This window comes from Streptomyces sp. JNUCC 63 (genome assembly GCF_054366325.1).
The window spans coordinates 3,679,793-3,693,446 of sequence record NZ_CM135963.1; the positions used below are offsets into that span (position 1 = coordinate 3,679,793).

Genomic DNA, 13,654 nt, shown 5'->3' on the forward strand with positions numbered 1-13,654 from the left:
TACCCTTCGCGCCGTCAAGTGCCATGGTAGGAGCCGCAATCATCGACGGGGGGCAGGGGCGATTTTCGGCCAATTCGGCATCGCGGGGACAGGCGTGCCGCACGCTCCGTACACACTGCGCGCCTCGCACGGACAACAGACAGTCCGGGAGGCGGAGTTCGCCCCCCGGACCGTTCCGCCGCCCGCGGGGATGGAGGCGGCGGTGTCCCCCAGCCCACTGGATCCAGTACAGCGGGCCGACCCACGCAGGACCATGGAACCGCTCCCCCGATGGCCGGAGAAGAGCGCACGGACGGGCGCACGGCCACACACCGGGAGCACGCCGCAACCCTGCGTGCAGGGCCCGTACTTCCGTGCGGGCCACAATCCCGCCATCCGGAAGAATGCCCCTTAACGCTTGGGATGCGGCGAACTACGCTGGGTTTACGAATGCCGCGTGGTTATGCCAGCGCGGCAGCCGTCTGTGTCGAGGGGTGGCGCATGTCCAGGGAGCAACGCGGGCCGAACGAAAAGCTCGGCGCCGTTCTCGCCCTCGCGGGAATCAGCAACGCAGGACTCGCGCGGCGCGTCAACGACCTCGGCGCCCAACGCGGGTTGACTCTTCGCTACGACAAGACCTCGGTGGCGCGCTGGGTTTCGAAGGGGATGGTGCCGCAGGGTGCGGCGCCACACCTCATCGCGGCCGCCATCGGCCAGAAGCTCGGCCGCCCGGTGCCGCTCCACGAGATCGGCCTGGCGGACGCGGATCCCGCACCCGAAGTGGGCCTCGCCTTCCCCAGGGACGTCGGCCAGGCGGTGAAGTCGGCGACGGAGCTGTACCGGCTCGACCTCGCCGGCCGCCGGGCCGGTTCCGGCGGCATCTGGCAGTCGCTCGCCGGATCGTTCGCAGTGAGCGCATACGCAACGCCCGCATCGCGGTGGCTGATAACCCCGGCCGACAGTTCGGTGGCACGCGAGGCCGGACCGGCGGAGGGTTCCGGCGCACCGATCAAAGTCGGCCACAGCGATGTGCGGAAACTGCGGGAGGCCGCCGAGGACGCCAGGCGCTGGGACTCCAAGTACGGAGGCGGCGACTGGCGTTCGTCGATGGTGCCGGAGTGCTTGCGCGTCGAGGCGGCGCCGCTGCTGCTCGGCTCCTACTCCGACGAGGTCGGCCGTGCCCTGTTCGGCGCCAGTGCCGAACTCACCCGTCTCGCCGGGTGGATGGCCTTCGACACCGGTCAACAGGAGGCCGCGCAGAGGTATTACATCCAGGCGCTGCGCCTCGCGCGCGCGGCGGCCGACGTGCCCCTCGGGGGCTACGTCCTGGCGTCGATGTCCCTGCAGGCGACCTACCGCGGCTTCGGCGACGAAGGGGTCGACCTCGCCCAGGCCGCCCTGGAGCGCAACCGGGGCCTGGCCACCGCCCGCACCATGAGCTTCTTCCGGCTCGTCGAGGCACGCGCACACGCGCGCGCGGGTGACGCCCAGGCGGCCGGCGCCGCCCTGAAGGCGGCCGAGGGCTGGCTGGAGCGCTCCCGCGACGGCGACAGCGATCCGTCCTGGCTCGGCTTCTACGGCTACGACCGGTTCGCCGCCGACGCCGCGGAGTGCTACCGCGATCTGAAGGCGCCCCGCCAGGTCCGCCGCTTCACCGAGCAGGCGCTGTCGCAGCCGACGGAGGAGTTCGTCCGCTCGCACGGACTGAGGCTGGTCGTCTCGGCGGTCGCCGAACTGGAGTCGGGCAACCTGGACGCGGCCTGCGAGCAGGGTGTGCGGGCGGTGGAGGTCGCCGGGCGTATCTCGTCGGCGCGCACCACGGAGTACGTCAAGGACCTCCTGCACCGGCTGGAGCCCTACGGCGACGAACCCCGCGTGGCGGAGCTGCGCGAGCGGGCGCGGCCCCTGTTGGCGGCACCGGCCTGAGCCGGACCGGATACCACGCCTCCCTCCGCGTCTCCCCCTCGGTTCACAGGCATTGTCAGTGGCACAGTGCACTATGGGTGCGGGAGGTGGAGCAGGTGCGGCCGGAGATCACTTACGACTGCGACGTGCTGGTGATCGGTGGTGGGATCGTCGGCCTGTCGACGGCGTACGCGATCACGCGCGCCGCGCCGGGCACGCGTGTGACCGTGCTGGAGAAGGAGCAGGGCCCGGCCCGGCACCAGACGGGACGCAACAGCGGGGTGATCCACAGCGGGATCTACTACCGGCCGGGCTCGCTGAAGGCGCGGTACGCGGTGCGGGGCGCCGCCGAGATGGTCAAGTTCTGCGCGGAGTACGACATCGCGCACGCCGTCACCGGCAAGCTGATCGTGGCGACCGGACGGGAGGAGCTGCCCCGGCTGCACGCGCTGGTGCAGCGCGGCCGGGAGAACGGCATTCCGGTGCGCGAGCTGGGCGGCGCGCAGATCGAGGAGTACGAGCCCGAGGTGCGCGGACTGGCCGCGATCCACGTCGGGACGACGGGGATCTGCGACTTCACGGCGGTGGCACGGCAGCTGGCGGACGCGTCGGGAGCGGAGATCCGGTACGGGTCGCGGGTCGTGCGGGTGGACCGGAGGCCGGCGCTGGGGGTGGCCGTACGGACCGAGCGCGGTGGTGTCGTGCGCGCGCGCGTGCTGGTCAACTGCGCGGGGCTGTACTGCGACGAGGTGGCGCGGCTGACCGGGGACGAGCCGGGCGTGCGGATCGTGCCGTTCCGCGGGGAGTACTACGAGCTGGCGCGGCCGGAGCTGGTGCGGGGACTGGTGTATCCGGTGCCGGACCCGGCGTTCCCGTTCCTCGGTGTGCATCTCACACGCGGGATCGACGGCGGTGTGCACATCGGGCCCAACGCGGTGCCGGCCCTCGCGCGCGAGGGGTACGACTGGGGGGTCGTACGGCCCCGGGAGCTGGTGGGGACGCTGAGCTGGCCCGGGTCGTGGCGGATCGCGCGGCGGCACTGGCGGTACGGGGCCGGAGAGCTGCGGCGGTCGATGTCGAAGGGGGCGTTCACTCAGGCGGTGCGCAGGCTGATGCCGGAGGTGCGGGAGGAGGACCTGGTGCCGGCGGCCGCGGGGGTGCGGGCGCAGGCGGTGCTGAGGGACGGGACGCTGGTGGACGACTTCCTGATCCGGGAGGGGGCTCGAGCCGTGCATGTGCTGAACGCGCCTTCGCCCGCGGCTACCGCTTCGCTGCCGATCGGTCGGGAGGTGGCGCGGCGGGCGCTGGCCGTGCTGAGGTCGGTGCGGTGACGGTCACGGCGGGGCGGGGCCGTGCCGCCGAAGCGGCGGTCCGCGCATGCGCCGGCCGCGCTGGTCCGTGCCTCTCTCCCCGTAAAATCGTTCCCACTGTGACTGACTCCCTGAACACCCCCCAGGCTCCCGCCCCCGGTGAGTGGCCCCGGCACACCCCCGGTGTGTCCGTCCGGTACACCAGGGGCAAGGGGGAGCCGCGCTTTCCCGACGGGCCCAAGGCCGATCCGGCCGGGTCGCACTTCGAGCGGCGCATCCGGAGTTTCCAGCCGCGTCGGAGCCGGGTGACCGCGGGGCAGGCGGACGCGTTGCAGCGGCTGTGGCCCAAGTGGGGACTGGACATCGACGGGCAGCGGGTGATCGACCTGGCCGAGCTGTTCGGGAACACCGGTCCCGTCGTGCTGGAGATCGGCTTCGGAATGGGCGAGGCCACCGCCCGGATGGCGGCCGCGGACCCGGACACCAACATCCTCGCCGTCGACGTGCACACCCCGGGCCAGGGCAATCTCCTGAACCTCGCCGACCGCGACGGCCTCACCAACGTCCGGGTCGCCAACGGCGACGCCGTCATCCTGCTGCGCGAGATGCTCGCCCCGGACTCCCTGGACGGGCTGCGCGTCTACTTCCCCGACCCCTGGCCGAAGAAGCGTCACCACAAGCGGCGGCTGATCCAGCCGGAGTTCCTGACGCTGGCCGCCGCCCGGCTCCGGCCCGGGGCGCTCGTGCACTGCGCGACGGACTGGGAGCCGTACGCCGAACAGATGCTCGACGTGCTGACCGCGCACCCCGACTTCGAGAACACCCGGCCCGACGGCGGTTTCGCGCCACGTCCCGGCTTCCGTCCGCTGACCCGTTTCGAGGAGCAGGGACTGGACAAGGGGCATGTGGTGAACGATCTGCTCTTCCGCCGCGTGGAGCACGAAGCCCCGCAACCGCAGTGACCTCGTTAGGGTCGATGCCGTGGCCGTCTTTCCCCCGTACCCGACGCGTCCCCCTGCCCATCCCTCTCACCCCTCCGGCGTCGTCCCGCGGCACGCGCACTGGTGGCAGCGGCGATGGGTCAAGTACGGCGCCCCGATCACCCTGCTCGCGCTCTCCGGGCTGGTCATCCTCGCCCTGGTGCGCCGGGAGACCGGCACCGAGGGGTTCCTCGTCGGGCTCGGGCTCGCGGTACTGCCCGTACCACTGCTGCTGGCCGCCTTCCGCTGGCTGGACCGGGTCGAGCCCGGCCCCTGGCGGAACATGCTCTTCGCCTTCGCCTGGGGCGCCTGCGCGGCGGCGCTCATAGCGATCGTCGCCAACAGCTTCGCCACCCACTGGATAGCCACGGCGACCGCCGACCCGTCCGGCGCGGACACCCTCGGCGCGACCGTGATAGCGCCGGTCGTGGAGGAGTCCGCGAAGGCCGCCGCCGTCCTGCTGCTCTTCCTCTTCCGCAGACGCGACTTCACCGGCCTCGTCGACGGGGTGGTCGTCGCCGGGGTGACCGCGACCGGCTTCGCGTTCACCGAGAACATCCTCTACCTCGGCAACGCCTTCGGCACCGACCAGCTCAACGGTGACGGGGGCATCGCCTCCGTCACCGCGGCGACCTTCTTCGTGCGCGTCATCATGTCGCCGTTCGCGCACCCGCTGTTCACCGTGCTCACCGGCATCGGCTTCGGCATCGCCGCGCTGTCCGGGGACCGCCGGCGGGTGCGGCGCGTGTTGCTGCCCCTGGCCGGGCTGCTCCTCGCCATGGGCATGCACGCGCTGTGGAACGGCTCGACGACCTTCGGCCCGTACGGCTTCCTCGCGGTCTACGCCGCCTTCATGGTGCCCGCGTTCGGGCTGCTGACCTGGCTGGTCATCTGGACCCGGCAGCGGGAGCTGCGGACCGTGCGCGAGGAGCTGCCCGCGTACGCCGCCGCCGGCTGGCTCACCCCGGCCGAACCGCTCGCCCTCGGATCCATGCGGGCTCGCCGGCTGGCCCGGGACCACGCCCGGCGCCACTCCGGCAGGCCCGCGGCGCGGACGGTCGCCGAGTACGAGGCGTACGCCACCTCGCTGGCGTTCCTGCGGCACCGGGGCCGCCGGGGACGGGCCGGTGCCGACTTCGCCGTACGGGAGCGGGAGCTGCTGCACGCGCTGTGGCACAGGCGGGAGGTGGCGCAGCCCGCGCTGAACCACGCGGCCAGGACGACGGTGCCGGTGGCCGCGCCGCCCTGGCCGGCGTACGGGGTGTACGGGGTGCCCGTGCAGCCCCCGGGGTACGGGCCGGCCGCACCGCATCCCTCGTACAACCCGTACCGGACACAGCCGTAGGAGGCCCGGGGCCGGAGTTACGCCGACGCCTGCGTCAGCTTGCCGATCTCCTCCTCCGTCAGCCGCAGCTCCGCGACTCCCAGCAGCGCCGGGAGCTGCTGCACCCTCCGCGCCGAGGCGATCGGGGCGGCCACCGTCGGCTGGGCCGCGAGCCAGGCCAGGGCCACCGTGGCGACCTCGGCGTCGTGGGCCCGGGCGACCTCGTCGAGGGCGGCGAGAACCTTCTGGCCGCGCTCGGTGTCCAGGTGCCTGGCGGCGCCCTGCGCCCGCGCGCTGTCCACCGTCGTACCGGGCCGGTACTTGCCGGTCAGGAACCCGGAGGCGAGCGCGTAGTACGGAACGGCGGCCAGACCGGCCCGCTCGGCCAGGTTCTGCAGCTCGCCCTCGTAGGTGTCGCGGGAGACCAGGTTGTAGTGCGGCTGGAGGGCCACGTAGCGGGCCAGGCCCTCGCGCTCGGAGAAGTCCAGGGAGGCCGTCAGCCGCTCGGCGGAGATGTTCGAGGCGGCGATGTGCCGCACCTTGCCCGCCTTCACCAGCTCGTCGAGCGCGCCGATGATCTCCTCGACGGGCACCTCCGGCTTGTCGAAGTGCGTGTAGTACAGGTCGATGTAGTCCGTGCCCAGGCGCTTGAGGGAGGCGTCGGCCGCGGCCTTGATGTTGGCGGCGCTCAGCCCCTGGAAGTCGAGGTGCTGGCTCACCTTGGTGGCGATGACGACGTCGGAGCGGTTGCCCCGTGCCTTCACCCACTTGCCGATGATCGTCTCGGACTCGCCGCCCTGGTTCCCCTCGATCCACGCCGAGTAGGAGTCGGCGGTGTCGACGAAGTTGCCTCCGGCGGCCGCGTAGGCGTCCAGGACGGCGAAGGACTGCTCCCGGTCGGCGGTCCAGCCGAAGACGTTGCCGCCCAGGGCGAGCGGGAAGACCTCGAGATCGGACGAGCCCAGTTTACGTAGAGAAGTCATGTCCAACATCAACAGCCGGGCCGGAGCGGATCATTCCGCATCCGGCCACAAGGCTGCGCAAACAGACATCAGGGGTTCGTCAGAGGTTGAGGCCCGTCAGGGGGTGAGACCCTTGCCGCGCAGCCACGTCATCGGGTCGATCCCGCCCGCCTGGCCGTCCGGGTGGACCTCGAAGTGCAGGTGGGGCCCGGTGACGTTGCCGGTGGCGCCCACGCGGCCGATGACGTCGCCCGTGCTGACCTTCTGCCCGACGTTGACGCTGATCGACGACTGGTGGCAGAACCACAGCTCGGTGCCGTCGTCGAGGGTGAGGATCGTGCGGTAGCCGTAGGAGCCGGCCCAGCCCGCCTCGGTGATGGTGCCGCTGTGGACCGCCTTGATCAGGGTGCCGGTGGGCGCGGCGAAGTCCAGGCCGGTGTGGTAGCCGGAGGACCACATGGCGCCGGCCTGCCCGAAGGACGAGGTGATCGTGTACGAGGAGGTCGGCAGCGTGTACTGCCTGGCCAGCTCGGCCAGCCGCGCCTCCTCGGCCTTCCTCGCGGCCTCCTCCTCCGCCTTCTTCTTCTCGGCGGCGGCCTTGGCCTCGGCCTCCTTCTGCGCCTTCGCGGCGGCCTCGTCGGCCTTCTTGGCGGCGGCGGCCTCGGCGTCCGCGAGGGTCTTGGCCTCGATCTGGGCCTGCTGCTGCTCGGCCTGCGCCATGATGCGGTTGCGCAGCACCTCACCGGCGTCGGAGGTGCCCTGCTCGGTGTCGGCCGTGGTCACACCGACGCCGCTGAGCGCGGTCGCCGAGCCCTCGGGGGTGTTGGGGGCGTCGGAGGCGTCGTCGAACAGAGAGCCCACGGAAGGCAGGTCGGGCAGCGAGATGGACACCGGCGGCTTGCTGGTGTTGGCGCTGGCCATGCCGCCCGCGCCGACGGCGGCGATCACGCCGACGCCGAGAACCGTGGAGCTGCGGGCGAGCCCGCCGCCGCGCTGCTTGGCGACGCGGTGCCGGCCGCGCGCGGGGCGGGTGGACTCCGCGGTGGGGTTCCACTCCTCCCAGGGGCCCTCGTCGGCACGCCGGCCGCCGTAGCCGAAGGTCTCGGTGTCGTGCCGGTCCGGCACGGACGGGGCTTCTGGGGCCAGCCGGTTGGACGCCACGAAGGCGCACTCCTTTCCTTCCGTCGCCTACCGGGTTAGCTGACGGGTTCGGAGGGGAAGGTCTCCTACGCGCGTCAACCAGCCGTGCTTCCACGGTGATTGAGCCCGATTCACCCCAAGTTGGTGGTTCCCCGGCTCCCTTGCGGGATTCGGCGCGTGCACACGGAGCCGCCTCTTGTGGCGGCTGGGACGACCGTGCTCTGCGTTATCGAACGTTAATAGACCCGGAGCCCGGATTCCAAGCCGTTCGGCTTGATCATTAAACCTTCTTGGCCAGAACTTACAGCCCATGACCGGCAAAAATGGGGCGAGTCATCCATCCGAGTCGACCGCGCGTCAGGAAACTCACGCCACCGCGGCCTGCGACGCGCCCGGGAAACACTCAGGGCCGGAATCCTTGATCGGATTCCGGCCCTGAGCCTTCAGTAGCGGGGACAGGATTTGAACCTGCGACCTCTGGGTTATGAGCCCAGCGAGCTACCGAGCTGCTCCACCCCGCGTCGGTGTGACACCAGTGTACGCCATGCGCGGGGCAGCTTGCGCACGTATTCCGCTCAGCCCAGCAGATGCCGGTTCGGCTCCTTGGCCGGCCCCTCGTACTCCGGCACCACGACGACCTCGGCACCCCCGGCCGTCAGCACCCCGGTCCCGTCGGCGCCCTCGACGAACGTGTCCGGTTCCCGCCAGGCCGTGACCACCCGCCGTACCCCCGCGTCCAGAATCAGCCGGGCGCACGGGCGCGGCCGGGAGGCGCGGCGGGCGCACGGCTCCAGACTGCTGTACACCGTGGCGCCGGCCAGCCGCGGATCCGCCGGGTCGACCTTGGCCAGCGCCGCCTCCTCCGCGTGCACGACCGGGTCGCCGGCCTCCCGCGAGTACCCGCGGGCGAGCTCGGTCCCGTCGGCGGCGACCACCACCGCGCCCACGCTGAACGCGGTCCGGGACGGCGGGCACTGCGCGGCCAGCTCGCACGCGAGCCGCAGCCAGTGCCGGTCCGCGGGTACGACGCGGTCCACCGGGCCGGGTGCGGTCGGCTCGTAGCGCATGAGGACGACGTCCTCGATGACCCGCGCCTCCACCAGCCGCAGCCGCCCGCCCTGATAGCCCCCGGGCCCGAACAGCCGAGGCGCCTCGGGGTCCCCCACGAACAGCGGGGCCAGCACGAGCTGCACCTCGTCCGCGAGCTGCAGCCGCAGCAACTGCGTGTGGACGGTCCCGCCGCCCTCCACCATGAGCCGGCGCACCCCGCGCACGTCGTGCAGGTGCTCGAGCAGCAGTCCCCAGTCGAGTACGGCGCCCAGCGGCACCACATCGGCGGCGATACCCGTCCGCCGCGCCCGCCGCGCCCCCTCGTCGGTCGTGTAGAGAACCTTCTCGCCGCCCGTGTGCCAGAAGCGCGCCTCGGGGTCCAGCTCCCCGGACGCGCTGACCGCGGCCTTCAGCGGATACTCCGCCCGCCCGGCGGCCACCCGGGCCGCCCGCCGCTCCGGCGAGTTCACCAGCAACCGCGGGTTGTCGGCACGGATCGTCCCGGCACCGACGAGAATCGCGTCGACGGACGCCCGCACCTCGTCGACCCGGTCGAAGTCGGCGGGACTGGACAGCAGCAGCCGCTCGGGGCCGGTGTCGTCCAGGTACCCGTCGAGGGAGACGGCGGCGGACAGCAGGACGTATGGGTGGGGCATCGACGCCCTCTCTCTCGGCTTGTTCGGACTTCAGGGGAACCGGCATGGGCGGCATGGCAACCCCGGCAGGAGGCCGGCACGCCGGACGTACTCCATCCTCTCGACCCGGACGGCGCCCTCGCCGCCCTGTCCGCGGCCGCGGTCGTGCTGCTCACCCCGGTCCGGCATCCGCTCGGCCGCTCCCCCGCCTCGAGGCGGGCCCGAGGTCAGGCGGTGACCTGGGGCTGTGCCGGGCCGAGGTGGTGCACGGCGGTCTGTTCGGCGTGCGGGGCGAGCAGGCCCTGCAGCTCGTCCGCCGCGACCTTGAGGAGGTCGCCGTCACGGGCGGCGTGGAGGGTTTCGAGGACGAAGGCGACGCGTGTGGAGTCCTCGGTGACGCGGGTGCGGTGGGCGTCGCGGTGGTTCCAGTGGCGGGTCAGGACGCCGGTGGTGTCCACGTAGACGACCTCGCCGGGCTTGGGGTGCTCGACGGTGCCGGGTTCGCCGAGCGGGGTGAAGGACTCGGTGCCGTCCGCGTGGCGGATGACGACGTCGCCGGTGACGTGGTCGAGGTCGAAGGCACCGGCGGGCAGGCCGTGACGGACGGAGACGGCGTTGTAGGAGTCGACGGCCGGGTTGATGCGCGGCAGGCTCCCCTTCTTGGCGAGTCGGCGGCCGAGCGCGTCGACGCTGGGGCGGATGCGGCGGGGGTTGGTGCCGAAGGAACGGTAGGCGGTGTGCCAGGCCTCGATGCGCGGGTCGGTCTCGTCGGCGGGGTGCCAGGTGCCGTCGGCGAGCTGTTGCTCCAGTTCCTCCAGGGCGGCGACGGTGTGTGGCCAGGATTCCCGGCCGCGCAGGCCCGTGGCGGTGACCAGGGCGATGAGGGTGTCGGGGAAGGCGTCCGCGACAGCGGGGGCGAGGCGGAAGGCGGGCATGGGCGGGTTCCGTTTCCTGCGTGCGTGCGAGGTGGTGGGGGTCAGGGCTTCCAGGGGCCGATGCGGTCCAGGCGGCGGCGCTGCTGCCGTGCGGTGGGGATGTCGAGGCCCTGGCCGCGTGCGGTGAGGTGGTCGGCGACGGCGGCGCGGTGCTCGACCGGCTTGTGATCGTCGTATTTGAACTTGGCCCGTACTTCGGTGACCTCCAGGCGCAGGCCGCGGATGCCGGACAGCATCCGGCCGTACGGCGGCTGGTCGACCGCGACCGGACCGTGGTCACCGTCGGGCTGGAAGTGGGCGAGCTGGTGGCGCAGCAACTCGGCCTTGGCCTCGGGATCGTCGACGATGCCGGCACGACAGGCGAACTGGACGGCCGTGTAGTAGCTGGTGGGCACGCCGTCGTGGGGCGAGGTGCCGGCCTGGGCGCGCCAGGGGCCGGGGATGAACGCGTAGTCGCCGATCACGGTGAGGACGACGTTCGGGTCGCGCTCGATCGCCTTCCAGACCGGGTTGGGCTTGGCGAGGTGGACCAGGAGGTGGTTTCCGTCGCAGGTGAAGTGGGTGGGGACCACGGTGGGCGGCCGGCCGGGCAGGCCGTTGACGGTCAGGAGTCCGAAGTCGTGTCCTTCGGCGATCCAGGTCTGCCATTCGGCTTCGTCCAGGCCGGCGTCCCAGGGGTGGACCAGCATCTTGTTCTCCTTGGCTCGGTGGTGCGGTGGGCTGCGGCGTGCTCAAGTCAGGGCGAGGAGGCTGACGGCGACGGCGGCGGTGCCGAGGCCGACGAGCTGGCAGCGGTGGATGCGTTCGGCGAGCACACAGCGGGCGAGCAGGACCGTGCCGGCCGGGTAGAGGGCGGTGACCACGGCGACGACGGTGAGGTCCCCGCTGCGGACGGCGAGCAGGAACAGCAGGTTCGCCACAGAGTCCAGTACGCCCGCGGCCGCCGACATGGCGTACGCGGGCCGCTCGGAGCCCAGCCTGCGATGCACCAGCGCCGCCGCGGTCAGGGTGACGGCCGAGGAGACCGCCCGGCCCACGATCAGCGGAGCCACCCCGCTGTCGGACGGCGCCTGGTGCAGAAAGACCAGCTGGAGGGCGATCGCGGTGCCCGCGCCGAAGGCCAGCAGCAGCGCCGTACGGGAAGGGCGCACCGAGCCCGCGCCGTGTCCGGCGCTGACCAGCACCACCGCCACCAGCGCGAGCGGCAGACCCACCAGTCCGGCGGCGGCCAGGTGCTCGCCCTGCAGCAGACCCACGACGACGGGCAGCGCGGCGGACACCAGCGCGGTCACGGGCGACAGCACGTTCATCGGGCCGATCGCCAGGGTGCGGTAGAGCAGGGCGAACGCGGCGGCCGAGGCGACGCCGGACGCGGCACCCCAGCCGAGGGCCGCGGGGCTGAACGAGGCGCCGAGCACCGGCCACAGCAACAGCTCGACCGCGAGGCTGGCCGGGGCCGCGACCATCACGGTACGCAGCACATGAGCCTTGCGTGCGCCGAGGCCGCCGAGGAAGTCGGCGCACCCGTACGCGAGTGAGCTGCCCAGGGCCAGCAGCAGAGCGATCACAGCGCATCCTTTACTACAATGGAACGACCAAACCGTACAACGGATCGACCGGCTTGTGTCAACCAAACGACCGCACGGTGCATTCCAGTGGTCCAGTTGCGAGGATGGAGATCAGATGGCCGAGACGGCCGCAGCCCTGCGGACGGTCGCGCACAACGTCCGGGCGGCCCGCACCCGCGCGGGCCTGTCCCTGGAGGAACTCAGCCGGCGCGCCCAGGTCAGCAAAGGCGCCCTGGTGGGACTGGAGAAAGCCCAGGGAAACCCCAACCTGGCCACCCTGGTCCGGCTGGCCGACACCCTCGGCATCTCGGTGTCCGCCCTGATGCAGGGAGCGCCCGAGGACCGCGTTCGTATCGTGGCCGCCGACGCCGTCGCCCCCCTGTGGACCGGGGAGCAGGGCAGCGAGGCCCGGCTCATGCTGACGACTTCAGGCCCGGCCCCTGTCGAGGTCTGGCGCTGGCGACTGGAACCGGACGAGGAGTACCCCAGCCACCCCCACCAGGCCGGAGTCGTGGAAACCGTCAGCGTCACCTCCGGCCGGATGACCCTGGTCGTCGACGGCGCCGAGCACACCGTCGAAGCCGGGCAGACCGCCACGTTCGACGGCGACGCCCCGCACACCTACCGCGGCTCGGGCACCGAAACCTGCCACCTGATCATGACGGTCCACCTGCCGCCCGGTGTCCTGTGAATTCGGACCGCGCCTGAATTCGGACCGCGCCGACGGGGATGGTCAGCAGGACCAGGCCCGGAGCGAGGACGGCCAGCCCGCACCAGGAGGCGGCCGGCAGGCGCTCACCGAGGACGGTTACGCCCAGGACCGCTGCCACGGCGGGCTCCGCCAGGGTCAGCGAGGTGGCCACCGATGCCGGAGTGCGGCGCAGTCCGTGCCCGAAGAGCCGGTAGGCCAGGTAGACGGTGAACAGGGCGAGGTACACAGCCACCGCCGCGCCGCGGGTGGTGGCGAGCCAGCGCGTGTCGACGAACAGGACGAGCGGCAGGACGAGCAGCCCGGCCGCGCCGAACAGCACGCCCATCACCGCGTCCGACGGGTGTCCGCGGGTGATGAGCCTGCCGCCGATCAGTGAGTAGGCGGCGTACGACAGTCCGGCGCATGCGGCGAGCGCGACGCCTGTCAGGTCCGTCGTAGTGGCCTGTCCGGTGAGTCGGGGGCCCAGCACCAGAAGGGTGCAGCCCAGCACGGCGGCTGCGGTGGCGGCGGTCCAGCGTGCGGTCGGCCGGGCCTGTCCGGTGATCCAGGACAGCAGTCCGGCGAAGACCGGCGCGCTGCCCAGCGCGATCACGGTGACCACGGCCACGCCGGTCCGGGCCACCGCCGGGTAGAAGGTGACCGGATAGCCGGCCACCGCCAGTGCACCGAGGGCGAGCAGCCACCGCTCGGGGCGCGTGCAGGCGGCGGGCAGTGAGCGGGCGCCGCGGGAAGTGACGAACAGCAGGATGCCGCCGAGGGTGAGACCGGCGCAGCCGATGGCCGCCGCCGGTGCGCCTGCCGGTGCCAGAGAACTGGCGGTCCCGGTCGTGCCCCACAGCACGGCTGAGGTCAGGATGGGTGCGGGACCGCCGAGGAGACCGGTGCGAGAAGGACGCGGGCCGGCGGCGGCCGGGCGCGCGGGAGTCAGAGGGGTGGTGCTGTTCGGCACAGTCGTGATCTTCCGTCGTCGAATTCGTCCGGGACTGGATCCGAAACGGGCGCACGACAAGAGCCCCTGACCGCCCTGCGGGCCGGTTGGAGCCGGGGATCAAACCGTCAGTGTCTGCGCCCGGTCAGGCGCAGAGCGGCGGGAGAACGACGTGCCAGTAGGTGTTCACCCCGTGATGGTATCTGCCGAAGAGCCCCGGCCGGTC

The 13,654-nt window shown here is 72.2% G+C and carries 12 protein-coding genes, 1 tRNA gene and 1 riboswitch; of the genes, 5 read left to right on the top strand and 8 right to left on the bottom strand.

What is annotated here, in order from left to right:
* Positions 1-480 precede the first annotated feature (480 nt).
* The 4 genes from ACX25U_RS16785 (at position 481) to ACX25U_RS16800 (ending at position 5,519) form a co-directional block, all read left to right on the top strand.
* Positions 481-1,905, top strand: coding sequence for an MFS transporter (locus ACX25U_RS16785; protein WP_454392944.1), 1,425 nt, complete (start codon positions 481-483; stop codon positions 1,903-1,905).
* Positions 1,906-1,991: 86 nt separating this feature from the next.
* Positions 1,992-3,215, top strand: a complete 1,224-nt coding sequence (gene lhgO, locus ACX25U_RS16790) for an L-2-hydroxyglutarate oxidase (protein WP_454394322.1) — start codon at positions 1,992-1,994, stop codon at positions 3,213-3,215.
* A gap of 98 nt (positions 3,216-3,313) precedes the next feature.
* Positions 3,314-4,156 (top strand): tRNA (guanosine(46)-N7)-methyltransferase TrmB, encoded by an 843-nt coding sequence (gene trmB / locus ACX25U_RS16795; protein ID WP_454392946.1) that lies wholly within the window; start codon positions 3,314-3,316, stop codon positions 4,154-4,156.
* 19 nt (positions 4,157-4,175) lie between these two features.
* Positions 4,176-5,519: a PrsW family intramembrane metalloprotease gene (locus tag ACX25U_RS16800; protein ID WP_454392948.1), complete on the top strand. Its 1,344-nt coding sequence runs from the start codon at positions 4,176-4,178 to the stop codon at positions 5,517-5,519.
* Positions 5,520-5,536: 17 nt separating this feature from the next.
* Here ACX25U_RS16800 and ACX25U_RS16805 read toward each other — a convergent pair whose 3' ends face one another.
* The 7 genes from ACX25U_RS16805 to ACX25U_RS16835 all read right to left on the bottom strand — a co-directional run bounded on the left by ACX25U_RS16805 (position 5,537) and on the right by ACX25U_RS16835 (position 11,788).
* Entirely contained in the window at positions 5,537-6,481 is a 945-nt protein-coding gene (locus tag ACX25U_RS16805; RefSeq protein ID WP_454392950.1) for an aldo/keto reductase, read from the bottom strand.
* Positions 6,482-6,577: 96 nt separating this feature from the next.
* On the bottom strand, positions 6,578-7,621 hold the full coding sequence (locus ACX25U_RS16810) for a M23 family metallopeptidase (RefSeq protein ID WP_454392952.1): 1,044 nt from the start codon (positions 7,619-7,621) through the stop codon (positions 6,578-6,580).
* A 9-nt stretch (positions 7,622-7,630) separates the two neighbouring features.
* Positions 7,631-7,786, bottom strand: a riboswitch (cyclic di-AMP (ydaO/yuaA leader).
* A 261-nt stretch (positions 7,787-8,047) separates the two neighbouring features.
* Positions 8,048-8,121, bottom strand: a tRNA-Met gene (locus tag ACX25U_RS16815).
* A 54-nt stretch (positions 8,122-8,175) separates the two neighbouring features.
* Positions 8,176-9,306 carry a dihydrofolate reductase family protein gene (locus ACX25U_RS16820; RefSeq protein ID WP_454392954.1) on the bottom strand — a complete coding sequence of 377 codons (1,131 nt, stop codon included), beginning with the start codon at positions 9,304-9,306 and terminating at the stop codon, positions 8,176-8,178.
* A 206-nt stretch (positions 9,307-9,512) separates the two neighbouring features.
* On the bottom strand, positions 9,513-10,220 hold the full coding sequence (locus ACX25U_RS16825) for a B3/B4 domain-containing protein (protein WP_454392956.1): 708 nt from the start codon (positions 10,218-10,220) through the stop codon (positions 9,513-9,515).
* 41 nt (positions 10,221-10,261) lie between these two features.
* Entirely contained in the window at positions 10,262-10,909 is a 648-nt protein-coding gene (locus ACX25U_RS16830; RefSeq protein WP_454392958.1) for an FMN-binding negative transcriptional regulator, read from the bottom strand.
* Between the two features lie 42 nt (positions 10,910-10,951).
* Entirely contained in the window at positions 10,952-11,788 is an 837-nt protein-coding gene (locus ACX25U_RS16835; protein ID WP_454392959.1) for an EamA family transporter, read from the bottom strand.
* Between the two features lie 115 nt (positions 11,789-11,903).
* Here ACX25U_RS16835 and ACX25U_RS16840 point away from each other — a divergent pair, with 115 nt between their 5' ends.
* Complete coding sequence (locus ACX25U_RS16840) at positions 11,904-12,479, top strand: helix-turn-helix domain-containing protein (RefSeq protein ID WP_454392961.1); 576 nt, start codon at positions 11,904-11,906, stop codon at positions 12,477-12,479.
* Here ACX25U_RS16840 and ACX25U_RS16845 read toward each other — a convergent pair.
* Positions 12,445-13,449, bottom strand: coding sequence for a DMT family transporter (locus ACX25U_RS16845; protein ID WP_454392962.1), 1,005 nt, complete (start codon positions 13,447-13,449; stop codon positions 12,445-12,447). The genes ACX25U_RS16840 and ACX25U_RS16845 overlap by 35 nt on opposite strands.
* Between the last annotated feature and the right edge of the window lie 205 nt (positions 13,450-13,654).